Origin of the sequence: Zoogloea dura, from assembly GCF_012927165.1 — a bacterium.
In the GTDB taxonomy this organism is placed as follows: domain Bacteria; phylum Pseudomonadota; class Gammaproteobacteria; order Burkholderiales; family Rhodocyclaceae; genus Zoogloea; species Zoogloea dura.
Genome location: NZ_JABBGA010000008.1, coordinates 36,721 through 49,415, shown reverse-complemented (window position 1 = coordinate 49,415; position 12,695 = coordinate 36,721). Strand labels below are relative to the sequence as shown.

General features: G+C 67.8%; 18 protein-coding genes. 5 read left to right on the top strand and 13 right to left on the bottom strand.

Annotated elements, in window-relative coordinates:
- Positions 1-3 precede the first annotated feature (3 nt).
- From metW to HHL15_RS11680, 4 genes are read left to right on the top strand one after another with little or no spacing between them, the layout of a single operon-like run.
- Positions 4-591, top strand: coding sequence for a methionine biosynthesis protein MetW (gene metW / locus HHL15_RS11695; protein ID WP_169145947.1), 588 nt, complete (start codon positions 4-6; stop codon positions 589-591).
- 44 nt (positions 592-635) lie between these two features.
- Entirely contained in the window at positions 636-1,052 is a 417-nt protein-coding gene (locus HHL15_RS11690) for a hypothetical protein (RefSeq protein ID WP_169145946.1), read from the top strand.
- Positions 1,053-1,095: 43 nt separating this feature from the next.
- A complete protein-coding gene (locus HHL15_RS11685; RefSeq protein WP_169145945.1) occupies positions 1,096-1,965 on the top strand; it encodes a Dyp-type peroxidase in 870 nt (289 codons plus the stop codon).
- Between the two features lie 38 nt (positions 1,966-2,003).
- Entirely contained in the window at positions 2,004-2,492 is a 489-nt protein-coding gene (locus tag HHL15_RS11680) for a ribonuclease HI family protein (RefSeq protein WP_169145944.1), read from the top strand.
- On the opposite strand, the gene HHL15_RS11675 is transcribed toward HHL15_RS11680, so the two are convergent.
- The 13 genes from HHL15_RS11675 to HHL15_RS11615 form a co-directional block, all read right to left on the bottom strand.
- Complete coding sequence (locus HHL15_RS11675; RefSeq protein ID WP_169145943.1) at positions 2,457-3,059, bottom strand: Gx transporter family protein; 603 nt, start codon at positions 3,057-3,059, stop codon at positions 2,457-2,459. The genes HHL15_RS11680 and HHL15_RS11675 overlap by 36 nt on opposite strands.
- A complete protein-coding gene (locus HHL15_RS11670; RefSeq protein WP_169146114.1) occupies positions 3,040-3,429 on the bottom strand; it encodes a NusG domain II-containing protein in 390 nt (129 codons plus the stop codon). The genes HHL15_RS11675 and HHL15_RS11670 overlap by 20 nt, the downstream gene beginning before the upstream one ends.
- Before the next feature lie 197 nt (positions 3,430-3,626).
- Entirely contained in the window at positions 3,627-4,469 is an 843-nt protein-coding gene (rapZ, locus tag HHL15_RS11665) for an RNase adapter RapZ (protein WP_169145942.1), read from the bottom strand.
- A 155-nt stretch (positions 4,470-4,624) separates the two neighbouring features.
- Positions 4,625-5,542 carry an MBL fold metallo-hydrolase gene (locus HHL15_RS11660; RefSeq protein WP_328825031.1) on the bottom strand — a complete coding sequence of 306 codons (918 nt, stop codon included), beginning with the start codon at positions 5,540-5,542 and terminating at the stop codon, positions 4,625-4,627.
- Between the two features lie 10 nt (positions 5,543-5,552).
- Positions 5,553-5,735: a DUF1289 domain-containing protein gene (locus HHL15_RS11655; RefSeq protein ID WP_169145941.1), complete on the bottom strand. Its 183-nt coding sequence runs from the start codon at positions 5,733-5,735 to the stop codon at positions 5,553-5,555.
- 11 nt (positions 5,736-5,746) lie between these two features.
- Complete coding sequence (locus HHL15_RS11650) at positions 5,747-5,959, bottom strand: DUF1289 domain-containing protein (protein WP_169145940.1); 213 nt, start codon at positions 5,957-5,959, stop codon at positions 5,747-5,749.
- Between the two features lie 156 nt (positions 5,960-6,115).
- The gene (fghA, locus tag HHL15_RS11645; protein WP_169145939.1) at positions 6,116-6,967 is read right to left on the bottom strand and encodes an S-formylglutathione hydrolase; all 852 of its coding nucleotides are present in this window, start codon (positions 6,965-6,967) and stop codon (positions 6,116-6,118) included.
- Between the two features lies 1 nt (position 6,968).
- Complete coding sequence (locus tag HHL15_RS11640) at positions 6,969-8,075, bottom strand: S-(hydroxymethyl)glutathione dehydrogenase/class III alcohol dehydrogenase (protein WP_169145938.1); 1,107 nt, start codon at positions 8,073-8,075, stop codon at positions 6,969-6,971.
- Between the two features lie 27 nt (positions 8,076-8,102).
- Positions 8,103-8,687: an LOG family protein gene (locus HHL15_RS11635; protein WP_169145937.1), complete on the bottom strand. Its 585-nt coding sequence runs from the start codon at positions 8,685-8,687 to the stop codon at positions 8,103-8,105.
- Between the two features lie 13 nt (positions 8,688-8,700).
- Positions 8,701-9,321, bottom strand: a complete 621-nt coding sequence (locus tag HHL15_RS11630; protein ID WP_169145936.1) for a 2-hydroxychromene-2-carboxylate isomerase — start codon at positions 9,319-9,321, stop codon at positions 8,701-8,703.
- Between the two features lie 16 nt (positions 9,322-9,337).
- On the bottom strand, positions 9,338-9,775 hold the full coding sequence (locus tag HHL15_RS11625) for a PaaI family thioesterase (RefSeq protein WP_235943362.1): 438 nt from the start codon (positions 9,773-9,775) through the stop codon (positions 9,338-9,340).
- A gap of 11 nt (positions 9,776-9,786) precedes the next feature.
- Complete coding sequence (gene can / locus HHL15_RS11620; RefSeq protein ID WP_169145935.1) at positions 9,787-10,929, bottom strand: carbonate dehydratase; 1,143 nt, start codon at positions 10,927-10,929, stop codon at positions 9,787-9,789.
- 183 nt (positions 10,930-11,112) lie between these two features.
- Complete coding sequence (locus tag HHL15_RS11615; RefSeq protein ID WP_169145934.1) at positions 11,113-11,544, bottom strand: MerR family transcriptional regulator; 432 nt, start codon at positions 11,542-11,544, stop codon at positions 11,113-11,115.
- A 119-nt stretch (positions 11,545-11,663) separates the two neighbouring features.
- Here HHL15_RS11615 and HHL15_RS11610 point away from each other — a divergent pair, with 119 nt between their 5' ends.
- Complete coding sequence (locus HHL15_RS11610) at positions 11,664-12,686, top strand: MBL fold metallo-hydrolase (protein ID WP_169145933.1); 1,023 nt, start codon at positions 11,664-11,666, stop codon at positions 12,684-12,686.
- Positions 12,687-12,695 lie beyond the last annotated feature (9 nt).

Genomic DNA, 12,695 nt, shown 5'->3' with positions numbered 1-12,695 from the left:
TCGATGAGCTTCCAACGCTACGACTACGACGTGATCGCCAACTGGATCGAGCCCGGCGAGCGCATCCTCGACCTGGGCTGCGGCGACGGCAGCCTGCTGCGCTACCTGGGCGAGGTGCGCCAGGTGCGCGGCTACGGGGTGGAGAACGACCCCGAGCGCATCGTCGCCTGCGCCCGCAACGGCATCAACGTGATCCAGATCGACATGGAGCAAGGCCTCGCCGGCTTCGACGACGGCTTCTTCGACCACGTCATCATGAGCCTGTCGCTGCAGGCCATGCGCAACACCCAGGGCATCCTGCGCGAGATGCTGCGGGTCGGCCGCGAGGCCGTGGTGAGCTTCCCCAACTTCGCCTACTGGCGCCACCGCCAGGCCATCCTCAATGGCCACATGCCGGTCTCGAAGAACCTGCCCTACCAGTGGTACGACACGCCCAACGTGCGCTTCTTCACCATCGCAGACTTCGACACCCTGTGCGAGCAGGAAGGCATCGCCATCCGCGAACGGCTGGCCTTCGACGAAGACAAGGTCATCACCGAGGAACCCAACTTCCTCGCCAGCGTGGCCCTCTACCGCCTCGGCCGGGCCTGAGCTCAGCGGAAACCGCCCCTCCACATGCAATGGCAGGCCGTCGATTGCTTACCGACGGCCCGCCATTGACGATCGACGCGCTGCCATTGGCAATCGACGCTCGTCCATTGCTTCCGGCAGACCCGCCATTGCTTCCCGACGGCCCGCCATTGACGATCGACGCGCTGCCATTGGCAATCGACGCTCGTCCATTGCTTCCGGCAGACCCGCCATTGCTTCCCGACGGCCCGCCATTGACGATCGACGCGCTGCCATTGGCAATCGACGCTCGTCCATTGCTTCCAGCAGACCCGCCATTGCTTCTCGACGGCCATCCATTGACGATCGACGTGCTGCCATTGGCAATCGACGCTCGTCCATTGCTTCCAGCAGACCCGCCATTGCTTCCCGATGGCCATCCATTGACGATGGACGCGCTGCCATTGGCAATCGACGCTCCCCTACAACGGTTACGGGATTGATCTATCATCGCGGGCATTGTCCGCACTGTCTCCGGAGACCACCATGAGCCAAGCGCAAGCCGGCATTCTTCAGCCCTTGCCCCCCCTCTCCCGCTATCTCGCCTTCTCCCTGGAGCCCGACAGCGACGTGGCCGCCGGCCTCGCCGTCCTGCAGGGGCTGGTGGATGGCGACCGCAGCGTGGCCGGCATCGGCCTGGCCCCCGTATCGGCTCTCGGCCGCAAGGTGGCGGGGCTGAAGCCCTTTCCGCCCCTCGCCGGTCCCGGCGTGGACATCCCCTCCACCCCTGTCGCCCTGTGGCTGTGGCTGCGCGGTGACGACCGGGGCGAACTGCTGCACCGCGCACGCCGCCTGGAAGCAGCCCTGGCGCCGGTGTTCCGCCTGGAAGAGTCCATCGACGGCTTCAAGCATGCCGGCGGGCGCGACCTGAGCGGCTACGAGGACGGTACCGAGAACCCGGAGGGTGAAGCAGCGCTTGCCGCAGCCATCGCTGCCGACGGCTCCAGCTTCGTCGCCGTGCAGCGCTGGGTACACAACTTCAAGCACTTCGAAGCCATGCAGCCCGAGGAGCGCGACGACTGCATCGGCCGCCGCCGTTCCGACAACGAGGAACTCGACGACGCCCCCGCATCCGCCCATGTGAAGCGCACCGCCCAGGAGAGCTTCAGCCCGGAGGCCTTCGTGCTGCGCCGCTCCATGCCCTGGGTTGAAGGCAAGGATGCCGGCCTGATGTTCGTGGCCTTCGGCCATAGCGTGGATGCCTTCCAGGCCCAGATGCGGCGCATGGTCGGGCTGGAGGACGGGATCGTGGACGCCTTGTTCCGCTTCACCCGGCCGGTCACCGGCACCTATCTGTGGTGCCCGCCGGTGAAGGACGGGCGCCTCGACCTGTCTGCCCTGCTCGGCAAGGCCTGAGGCTGGCCGCGGCGCTCCGTAGCCAGGGCCTGCCCACCATGCTGCCGCCCCGCCCGCCCGCTCCGCTCTGGCCGGATGCCTGGCAGCTCTGGTTCGACGGCTCGGCCAGCCCGAACCCGGGGCGCATCGGCCTGGGTGCCGTGCTGCTGGGGCCGGCCGGCGAACGGATCGAAGTCTCGGAGCTGGCCGCGGCGGGCGGCTGCAACAACACGGCCGAGTTGCTGGCCCTGCAAAGGGCCGTGGACGCCGCGCACCAGGCAGGCGCCCGACGGGTGGTGATCCGTGGCGACAGTGACTTCGCGGTACGCCACCTGCTCGGATCGGCCCGCACCGCCATCCCCCGCCTGACCGCCCTGCTCGAGCCCCTCGCATTCAGCCTGCAGGGCTTCGATGAAGTACGTATCGAATGGGTGCCACGCCATCGCAACGGCGACGCCGACCGCCTGTCCCGCGCGGCCCTGGGGCTGCCCGACAAGCCGGCCCTGGTCCCCTTATCCCTGGCGCGCTCCCGCCGTCGCCGACGCTGAGGACTCCAACTCCTCTTGCAGCAGCCGCGCGGCGATCAAGCCATTGACCAGACCGAAGACGGTCGCCGCCAGGGCGAACACCGGCACCAGGTAGAAGACCCCGTCGTGGGGAACCAGCCATAAGCGGGCCACCACCAGCTGACCGCCAATGTGGGCAAAGGCCGCCAGCACGCTCTGACTGACCGGCCCGAACCAGCGCCCCGGCAGCTGCGCCGCCGCCCCCAGCACCACCAGGCTGAGCAGGCTGCCGGCCAGGCTCAGGAAGAAGCCCGGCGCCAGGAACTGCCCCAGCAGCAGGCTGCCCACCAGCACCCGCAGCAGGGCGACCCATGCCGCCTCGCGCCAGCCCCAGCGCGCCAGCACCACCAGGGTGATGATGTTGGCCAGCCCCGGCTTGACCCCCGGCAGCGGCAGCGGCAAGGCCGCCTCCGCCACCGTCAGGACGATCGCCGCCGCCGCATGGCGGGCGATCCGGTGATCGTCCGCGGTGGCCCGCAGCACGCGCTCCCCGGAAGGAGTCGGGCCGCCCCGGGCATCCCGGGAGTCGTCAGTAGGCAAGGGAGTCATAGTCGGCACGGCGCCCGGAGAGGGCCAGGCTGACCTGGTTGGGCGCACAGATGGCCACCGCGCCGGCGGTGCTCAGCCAGCCCTGGCGCACGCAGTACTGGCGCGGCCCGGGGTCGGAGGCCACGCGCGCGCGGCCCGGCTGGATCTCGATGCGGGTGGTGCCCAGGGGCCCCGGCACCTCGATGAGCGCGGGAGCAGACAAGGCCACTTCGGCAAAGGTGCGCCCGCCCGCCTTGATCACCGCCTTGTCGGGTCGCCCGCCCTGCCACAGGCTCAGGGCCGAGGCCACGCACACGCCGAGCGCGGCGATCAGCACCAGCACATCCCCGCCCCGCAGGCAGGCCGCCCAAGCGGCCAGCCAGCTGCGCAGGGCGGACCCGCCAATGACTGGACGACCTCCGCCCTTACGGGCTTCGGTGCGAGCGCCTTCGGGCGGCCGGGCGGCGGCCGGACGACCTCCGCCCTCACGGGCTGCGGTGCGAGCGCCTTCGGGCGGCCGGGCGGCGGCCGGACGACCTCCGCCCTCACGGGCTGCGGTGCGAGCGCCTTCGGGCGGCCGGGCGGCGCTCACGCCTTCAAGGAACGGTGCCGCACCTGGACGCGGGCGGTCTCCCGGAACTGCTCGGCCAGCTTCTCGGCGATGTACACCGAGCGGTGCTGGCCGCCGGTGCAGCCGATGGCGATGGTCAGGTAGCTGCGGTTGTCATTGACGTAGGACGGCAGCCAGGAGGCGACGAAGCGGTAGATGTCGTCCACCATCTGCCCCACTTCCTCGTGTTTGCACAGGAAATCGATGACCGGGCCATCCTTGCCGGTCAGCGGGCGCAACAGCGGATCGTAATGGGGGTTGGGCAGGCAGCGCACGTCGAACACCAGGTCGGCATCCAGCGGCAGGCCGTGCTTGAAGCCGAAGGACTCGAACAGCACGGTGATCTGGCTGCTCGGTTCGAGGCCGACGAAGCTCTTGACCCAGTTGCGCAGGGTGTTGGCGGCCAGGTCGCTGGTGTCGATGCGCTGGCCGAGTTCGGCGATCAGGGCCAGGGCTTCGCGCTCGCGGGCGATGGCCTCGCCGAGGGTGCTGCACTCGTCGCCCAGGGGGTGGCGCCGGCGGGTCTCGGAGAAGCGGGCGATCAGCACGTCGTCGCGGGCATCCAGGAACAGGAAGCGCAGGTCACTGACCATCGCCCGCAGGGCCTCGACCTGCCGCGGCACGGCGGCGATGCTGGCGCCGGAGCGCACATCCACCGCCACCGCGATGCGCTGGTAACCCGCGCCCCGGAGATGTGACACCAGTTGCGGCAGCAGCGCCGCCGGGAGGTTGTCGACCACGTAATGCCCGCTGTCTTCCATGACATTGAGGGCGACGCTCTTGCCGGAACCGGAAAGACCGCTGATCAGAACGAGTTGCATGAGAGTACCTGTAGGGGAGCGGCCGATCTCTGCGTCAGCCTGCAGGGAAAATGTGACGCCAAATGTGACGCCTCGTCACGACCCGCCCGGCAAGGATAAACAACTTCCCTCGCCGCGTCGGCCCCCTTTTACATGGAAAGTAACGGTTTATTCAATCAGGTCACGATCAGCCGGCCCCCCTCGCGGGAAACCACGCCGGCGCGCACCAGATCGGCCACCAGCCAGTCGGCGAGGGCCTCGGGGCTCAGGCCCAGGAAGCGGCGGTTGGCCTCACGGTAGAGATGGACGCGATCGAGATAGGCCGGCAATTCGTCCACCGCCATGCTGCGCCGCTCCAGCAGCATGAAGGTGATGCAGGCGCGGATGGCGTTGCGGGCCATGCGCGCGCCGTCCTCCTCGAAGGCCCGCAGACGCGAGAAGGCGGCGGCAAGGGCTTCGTCCACTTCAACAAAGGGTGCGCCATGGCCCGGGATGACCCGGTCCACGGGCAGCCGGGCGATGGCCTCGAGGGTGGCGCGCACGGCCTCGATACCGCCTCCGCTGCCGATCACCTCGGCAAACAGGATGCCGAAACCGTCCCGCCACAGGGCATCGCCGGAGATCAGCAGGCGGGCATCCGGGGCGTGGAAGACCAGCGCGTCCATGTCGTGGCCGGGGGCCGGCAGGGCCTGCCACTCCAGCCCCCCCATCACCAGGCGCTCGCCGGCCGACAGGGTGAAGTCGGACTGGAAGGGCTCGCCCTGCTGGGCCGCGACGCTGAGCAACAGGGCTTCCTCGTCCCAGCGCTCAACGGCCCCGGCCATGCCCTCGGGTACGCCGATGCGGCAGCCGAAGGCGCGCTGCACGGCGGCGTTGCAGCCGATGTGGTCGGAGTGGGAGTGGGTGTTGATGAGGCGCGCCAGGGCGCAGCCATCCAGCGCCTCGCGCAGCAGCGCGACGGTCTGCGCGGCATGGCTGACGTAGCCGCTGTCGATCAGGGTGGCCTCGTCCCCGTCGCGCAGGATCACGTTGTTGGCAGACAGCCAGCCCCGCTCCACGACCTGGACAGATGCAGGCAGGACGCAGCGGCTCACGGCCCGCGCCTCAGTCGGAAGCCTGGGGCCGCTCGCCGGGCACGCCGGCAAGACTGGCCACCTCGGCGTCGGCCTGGCTGTCGGCGGCGGAGTCCGTCTCGCCGAAGATCACGTCGGCGCTGCGGCCGCAGCCGATGCAGTAGCCGCTTTCGTCGATCTCGCAGATACCGACGCAGGGGTTGTCTTCGCTCATGGCCGCTCCTCTCAGGCGTCGCCCACGCATTCGCCGCGCAGGTCGCCCTCGAACAGGTCGGCGGCCTGCCGGCGCGCCTCCACCTCGGCCAGGATGGCGGTCTTGCGGGCGTCGCTGGCGCGGCTCCACTCGGTGATCTCGGGAATGGTGCGGAAACAGCCTTCGCAGTAGCCGGAGGCCGGGCTCATGCGGCAGATGTTGATGCAGGGGGACACTATGCTCATGGCTCTCTTGGGGTCGGACGCGTCCGGCGCTGCGTGGCGGCGGATCATGGGGGATCGGAGACTTGCCTTATCTCAGACCCGGGGCCGACTGGCAAGTTGCCCCACCGGAAGGTCGAGGGCTGGGCCGGACCGGCGAGTGCCGGTCCGGGTGCGCAACTAGCGGGAGAGCTGCCCGGCGTGGTGGGCCAGGTGGTCCGCCATGAAGGTTGAGATGAAGTAATAGCCGTGATCGTAGCCCTCGTGCCGGCGCAGGCTAAGAGGCTGCCCGGCCGCGGCACACACCTGCTCGAGGCGCTCCGGGTTGAGCTGGGTGGGCAGGAAGCTGTCGGCCAGGCCCTGGTCCACCAGGATGGGCGGACAGCGCCGGCCATCCTCGATCAGGGCGCTGGCATCGTGCGCCCGCCACAGGCCACGGTCCTCGCCCAGGTAGCCGCCGAAGGCCTTCTCGCCCCAGGGACACAGGCCGGGTGCGGCGATGGGCGCGAAGGCCGACACCGAGCGGTACAGGTCCGGATGGCGGAGTGCCAGGGTCAGCGCACCATGGCCGCCCATCGAGTGACCAAAGATGCCGCAGCGCGCCAGGTCTGCCGGAAAGTGCGCGCCCACCAGGGCCCGCAGTTCACCGGTGATGTAGCTCTCCATGCGCCAGTGGCGGGCCCAGGGCTCGCGCACGGCGTCCAGGTAGAAGCCCGCCCCGACGCCGAAATCCCAGGCCTCTGCCTCGCCGGGCACGTTGGCCCCGCGCGGGCTGGTATCCGGCGCCACCAGCATCAGGCCCAGCTCGGCGGCCAGGCGCTGAGCGCCGGCCTTGATCGGGAAGGTCTCCTCGGTGCAGGTCAGACCGGCCAGGTAGAACAGCACCGGCACGGGCCCGGCCGCCGCCTGGGGCGGCACGAACACGGCAAAACGCATCGGCAGGCCGATCTCCGCCGAGGCATGGCGGTAGAAGCCCTGCCGGCCGCCGAAGCAGCCGTGCTCCGAGAGGGTTTCGAAGGGGCTGTCGGCCATGTCAGAAGAGCACCACCGAACGGATGGACTCGCCCTTCTTCATCAGGTCGAAGCCGTCGTTGATCTGATCCAGAGACAAGGTATGGGTGATCAGGTCGTCGATGTTGAGCTTGCCTTCCATGTACCAGTCCACGATCTTCGGCACATCGGTACGGCCGCGCGCGCCACCGAAGGCGGAGCCCTTCCAGACCCGGCCGGTGACCAGCTGGAACGGACGGGTGGAAATCTCGGCGCCGGCCTCGGCCACGCCGATGATCACCGACTGGCCCCAGCCCTTGTGGGTGCACTCGAGGGCCTGGCGCATCACCTTGGTGTTGCCGATGCACTCGAAGCTGTAATCGGCGCCACCGTCGGTCAGCTGGACGATGTGATCCACGACGTTTTCCACATCGCTGGGGTTGATGAAGTGGGTCATGCCGAACTTGCGGGCCATGGCCTCACGGCCGGGGTTGAGGTCCACCCCGATGATCTTGTCGGCGCCCACCATCTTGGCCGCCTGGATCACGTTGAGACCGATGCCGCCGAGGCCGAACACCACCACATTGGCCCCCGCTTCCACCTTGGCGGTGAACAGCACGGCACCCACGCCGGTGGTCACGCCGCAGCCGATGTAGCAGACCTTGTCGAAGGGCGCGTCCTCGCGGATCTTGGCCAGGGCGATCTCCGGCACCACGATGTAGTTGGAGAAGGTGGAGGTGCCCATGTAATGCAGGATCGGCTTGCCGTCCAGGCTGAAGCGGCTGGTGGCGTCGGGCATCAGGCCGCGGCCCTGGGTGCTGCGGATCTTCTGGCACAGGTTGGTCTTGCGCGACAGGCAGAACTTGCACTCGCGGCATTCCGGCGTGTAGAGCGGGATCACGTGGTCGCCGCTCTTGAGGGACTTCACGTCGGGGCCCACATCCACCACCACGCCGGCGCCTTCGTGGCCCAGGATGGCGGGGAACAGGCCTTCCGGGTCGGCCCCGGACAGGGTGTAGTAGTCGGTATGACAGATGCCGGTGGCCTTGATCTCCACCAGCACTTCACCGGCCTTCGGGCCTTCCAGGTCAACGGTTTCGATGCTCAGCGGAGCGCCGGCCTTCCAGGCCACGGCTGCACGGGTTTTCATGGGAGAGTCCTCGGGGTTGGGGAGAGATCAGAGTTGTTTTTCGTCGCGGATGCGTTTGCCCACGGCCGGGGGATGATAGGCCCCCATGGCGCGCAACAGGGTCTGGACGTTGTCCTCGACCAACAGCAGGCCACGGTTTTCGGCCTTCATGAAACCTTCTGTCACGCCCCGGTCCATCATCTGGATCAAGGGCTGGTAATACGCGTCCACGTTGAGCAGGGCGATGGGCTTGCAGTGGAAGCCGAGCTGGGCCCAGGTGAGGATCTCGAAGAGCTCCTCGAAGGTCCCGAGCCCGCCGGGCAGGGCCACGAAGCCGTCTGCCAGCTCAGCCATACGGGCCTTGCGGGAATGCATGGAGTCCACCACCTCCAGGCGGGTCAGGCCCTCATGCCCGACCTCCCATTCCATCAGGGCGCGGGGGATCACCCCCACCACCTTGCCACCGGCCGCCAGGCAGGCGTCGGCGACAATGCCCATCAAGCCGACGTTGCCGCCACCATAGACCAGTTCGATGCCCCGCTCGGCCAGGGTCTTGCCGAGCGATTCGGCCACGTCCCGGTAGACCGGCCGCACGCCCGGCCGGGAGCCGCAAAACACGCAGATGCGCCGCATGGGTCGGCCTGCCTCAGAAGCCGCCTTCGGCGAGCCAGCGCTCCACCTGGGGCAAGCGGTCGGCGCCCCAGAAGGACTCTCCGTCAACGATCAGGAAGGGGGAGCCGAAGACCCCCCGCGACATGCCGAGCTCCACCTCCGCGGCCAGGCGCGTCTTGATCTCGGTGCCCGCCAGCACGGCAGACAGCTCGTCCTGGTCGGCCCCCACTCCGGCGGCGATGCGCAGCACGGTGGCCAGGTCGGAGATGTTCACGTCATCCACGAAGTAGGCGCGGTAGGCAGCCAGGCCGAACTCACGAGCCCGCGCCGGGCTGCGGTCGTTGAGCCACAGGAAGGCACGCGCCGCATGCTGGGTGGGGATCGGAAAGGCGCTGGGCTGCCGGAAGGGCAGGCCGAAATAGCGGGCCGAACGCTCGATGTCGTGCATTGAGTAGGCGCCCTTGAGCGGGATGCTCGGCAGCGGCGCCAGCCCGGTCACCTTGAAGGTGACGCCGAGCAGGAAGGGATGCCACAGCACGCTGCGCCCGTAGCGAGCGGCCAGGGCATCGATCTTCTCGGCCGCAAAATAGCCATAGGGCGACGAAAAATCGAAGTAGAAATCGATGGGCCCCGCGGCCTGCCGTGCTTCGCTCATGGATGCATCCTCCGTGTCAGGCCCCGCGGGGCCACAGAATCATCTGGGTACAGCGGAACAGGGCAAGCCGCCGGCCGTCGGCACCGCTCACGGTGGCATCCCACACCTGGGTGCTGCGCCCCAGATGCACGGCCACTGCCTCGCAGACCAGCTCGCCCTCAGTCTGGGTGCCGAAGAAATTGCTCTTCAGCTCGATGGTGGTGAAGTTTTCGGCGCCCGGTGGCAGGTGGGCGACGGTGGCATAGCCCGCCGAGGTATCGGCCAGGGCAATCACCGATGCGGCGTGCAGGAAGCCGTTGGGCGCCAGCATATCCGGACGGATCTGCATGCGCGCGCTCAGACGGCCCTCCTCCAGCTGGGTCACCTCCAGCCCGAACCAGCCCGGCAGGCGGCCTTCACCGCGGGTGTTCAGGCTGTCCAGGCGAATGTCCGGGCGCAGGCAGGGCATGCTCATCCCGCCCGCCTTCAGGCCTCGAGGGTGTCGAGGGCCGCCCGGTAACGGCCGGTCAGGTCCTCGCGCCGGCTCACGTTGATGCCCAGGTCGCGGATCAGGCCATCCTTCAGGCCATACACCCAGCCATGCACGGTAAGGCGCTGGCCACGCTTCCAGGCATCCTGCACCACCATGGTCTGGCACACGTTGACCACCTGTTCGAGGGCATTGAGTTCGCACAACCTGTCGTGGCGCATCTCGGGCGGCAGCAGGTCGACCCGCTCAAGGTGCTTCACATGCACGTCCTGGACGTGACGCAGCCACAGATCCACCAGCCCCACGCGTTCACGCTGCAGGGCCGCCTTGACGCCGCCGCAGCCGTAGTGCCCCACCACCATGATGTGCTTGACCTTGAGCACGTCCACCGCGAACTGGATCACCGACAGGCAGTTGAGGTCGGTATGCACCACCACGTTGGCCACGTTGCGATGCACGAAGACCTCGCCCGGCAGCAGGCCGATGATCTCGTTGGCCGGCACCCGGGAGTCGGAACAGCCGATCCACAGATACTCCGGCGCCTGCAGGGTGGACAGCTTCTCGAAGAAACCGGGATCCACCTGGCGCATGCGACGCGACCAGGCCAGGTTGTAGTCGAACAGGTGGAACAGGTTTTCATTCTGGATCTCGCTCTCGGACCAGTTCTCCAGGTCCAGGGCGAGGAACATGGTGCCCTCTATGGGGGTCGGGTAGTAGGCTGGCGCCTCCTTGAAACCCAGCTCCCGGTAAAGCTTGACCGCGATGCGCATGGCCGGCAGCGTGTCCAGCATCATCTTGCGGTAGCCCAGGGCCTTGGCGGCCTTGATGGCGGCCAGGGCCAGCTCGCGGCCCACGCCGTTGCCGCGCAGTTCGGGCTCGACGTAGAGGCGCTTCATCTCGCAGACGCCGTCGGTGGTCGGCCGGATGCCGATGCAGCCGGCGGGCCGGCCATCCATCTCGGCAAAGAACAGGCGGCCCGCCGGCGCGGAGTATGCCCCCGGCAGCGATGCCATCTCCTCGAAGAAATTCTGATAGCCCAGGTCAACGCCCAGCCAGCCCGCGTAATTGCGGAAGAACTGCCTGACGTGCTCGATTTCGGCATGGTCGTCGGACCCCAGGACGCGGAGTGTTACAGCCATCGATCAACTCATCCTTAGAACGGAACAGCCCGACACGATACCCGTGTGCGCCGATCCTTTCATCCCGAAAGTGCACTGCACAAGCGCCGTCTGCCCCAGCCCATGCCCGAACACTCGCCGTTGCCTCCCCACACCTCAAAAATTTACGCTTACGTTAACGTAATTTTGATGGTAAAAACAGGATCAGCCCTGCAGACGGGCAACCAGTTCCGCCCTGGCTTCGGCCGCCCCCTCCGGGTTCTCGGCCAGCAGCTCGTGGCACTGCTTCTCGAGCATGCCGATCTCGCCGAGCACGGCGATGATGTCTTCGCGCTGCTGCTCGATGGCCTTGCGGCGTTCAGCCAGCACGGACAGGAAGCGCGCCAGCTGGGGAGCGGAATTGCGGACACCGTCGTACATGCCGAGCAGTTCGCCGATCTCCGCCAGGGACAGGCCCAGGCGCTTGCCGCGCAGGATCAGGCGCAGCCGGGTCCGGTCGCGCTTGGCGTAGATCCGGTTGCGGCCGGCGCGGGTGGGCGCCAGGAGGCCTTCGTCTTCATAGAAGCGGATGGCTCGCGGCGTAATGCCGAACTCCCGGGAGAGTTCGGTAATGGTGTAGGTTTCTTCCTGGTTCATGGATCGGTTTTGAAACACGCAATTTGCAGATGCAACATGGTCCAGTAAATCAGATTTCGCAGCCCCGGGCAACGCGGGCCAGCGAAACACCCGGCCTCATTCGACAGGAGAACACAGGCATGACCCCGACACTGGAATACCCCTTCGAGATCACCCCCCAGGCGGGTGAGACCCTCCCCGTGGCACCCGGCGTGCATTGGATCCGCATGCCCCTGCCCTTCGCCCTGAACCACATCAACCTGTGGCTGATCGAGGACGGCGACAGCGTGGCCATCGTCGACACGGGCTATGGCATCGAAGCCACCCAGCAGGCCTGGGAGCAGATCCTAGGCGGGCTGGGCCGACCGGTCAGCCGCATCGTTGTCACCCACTGCCACCCGGACCACCTGGGCCTGGCCCAATGGCTGTCCGAGCATACCGGCGCGGCCATCACCATGACCCTCGGCGAGTATCTCGGCGGCCATGCCCTGTGGAGCCAGCTCCCCGGCTACGACGCCCCGTCGATGGTGGCCCAGTTCCGTCGTCACGGCCTGGACGAGGCCCGCTGCGAAGCCCTGGCCCGGCGCGGCAACGCCTATGCGCGCGGGGTGCCATCGCTGCCGTCGAGCTATCACCGGGTCACCGATGGCGAGACCCTGTCGATCGGCGGCCACACGTGGCGCGTCATCATCGGCTACGGCCACTCGCCGGAGCACATGTCCCTGCACTGCGAGGATCTCGGGATCCTGATTTCGGGCGACATGCTGCTGCCGCGCATCTCCACCAATGTGAGTGTTTTCGCGGCCGCGCCTGATGACGATGCGCTGGGTCGTTTCCTCGATTCGATCAGCGGTTTCAAGAAGTTGCCTGCAACAACGCTCGTGCTACCATCCCACGGGAGCCCGTTCCGCAATATCGGGCTGCGCGTGGATCAGCTCGTCGAGCACCACGCCGCCCGCTGCGCGGAACTTCTCGACGCCTGCCGCGTACCGCGGAGCGCGGGGGAGGTTCTTGCAACCCTCTTCCCGCGTGAACTGGACACGCACCAGGTCATGTTCGCCATGGGAGAAGCCATCGCCCATCTGAACCATCTCGCGCGCAAGAGGGAGGTGCGCCGGCTGGTTGAGGAGGATGGAATCGTTCGTTTCGTCACAAGCCACTAGTACAAGGAG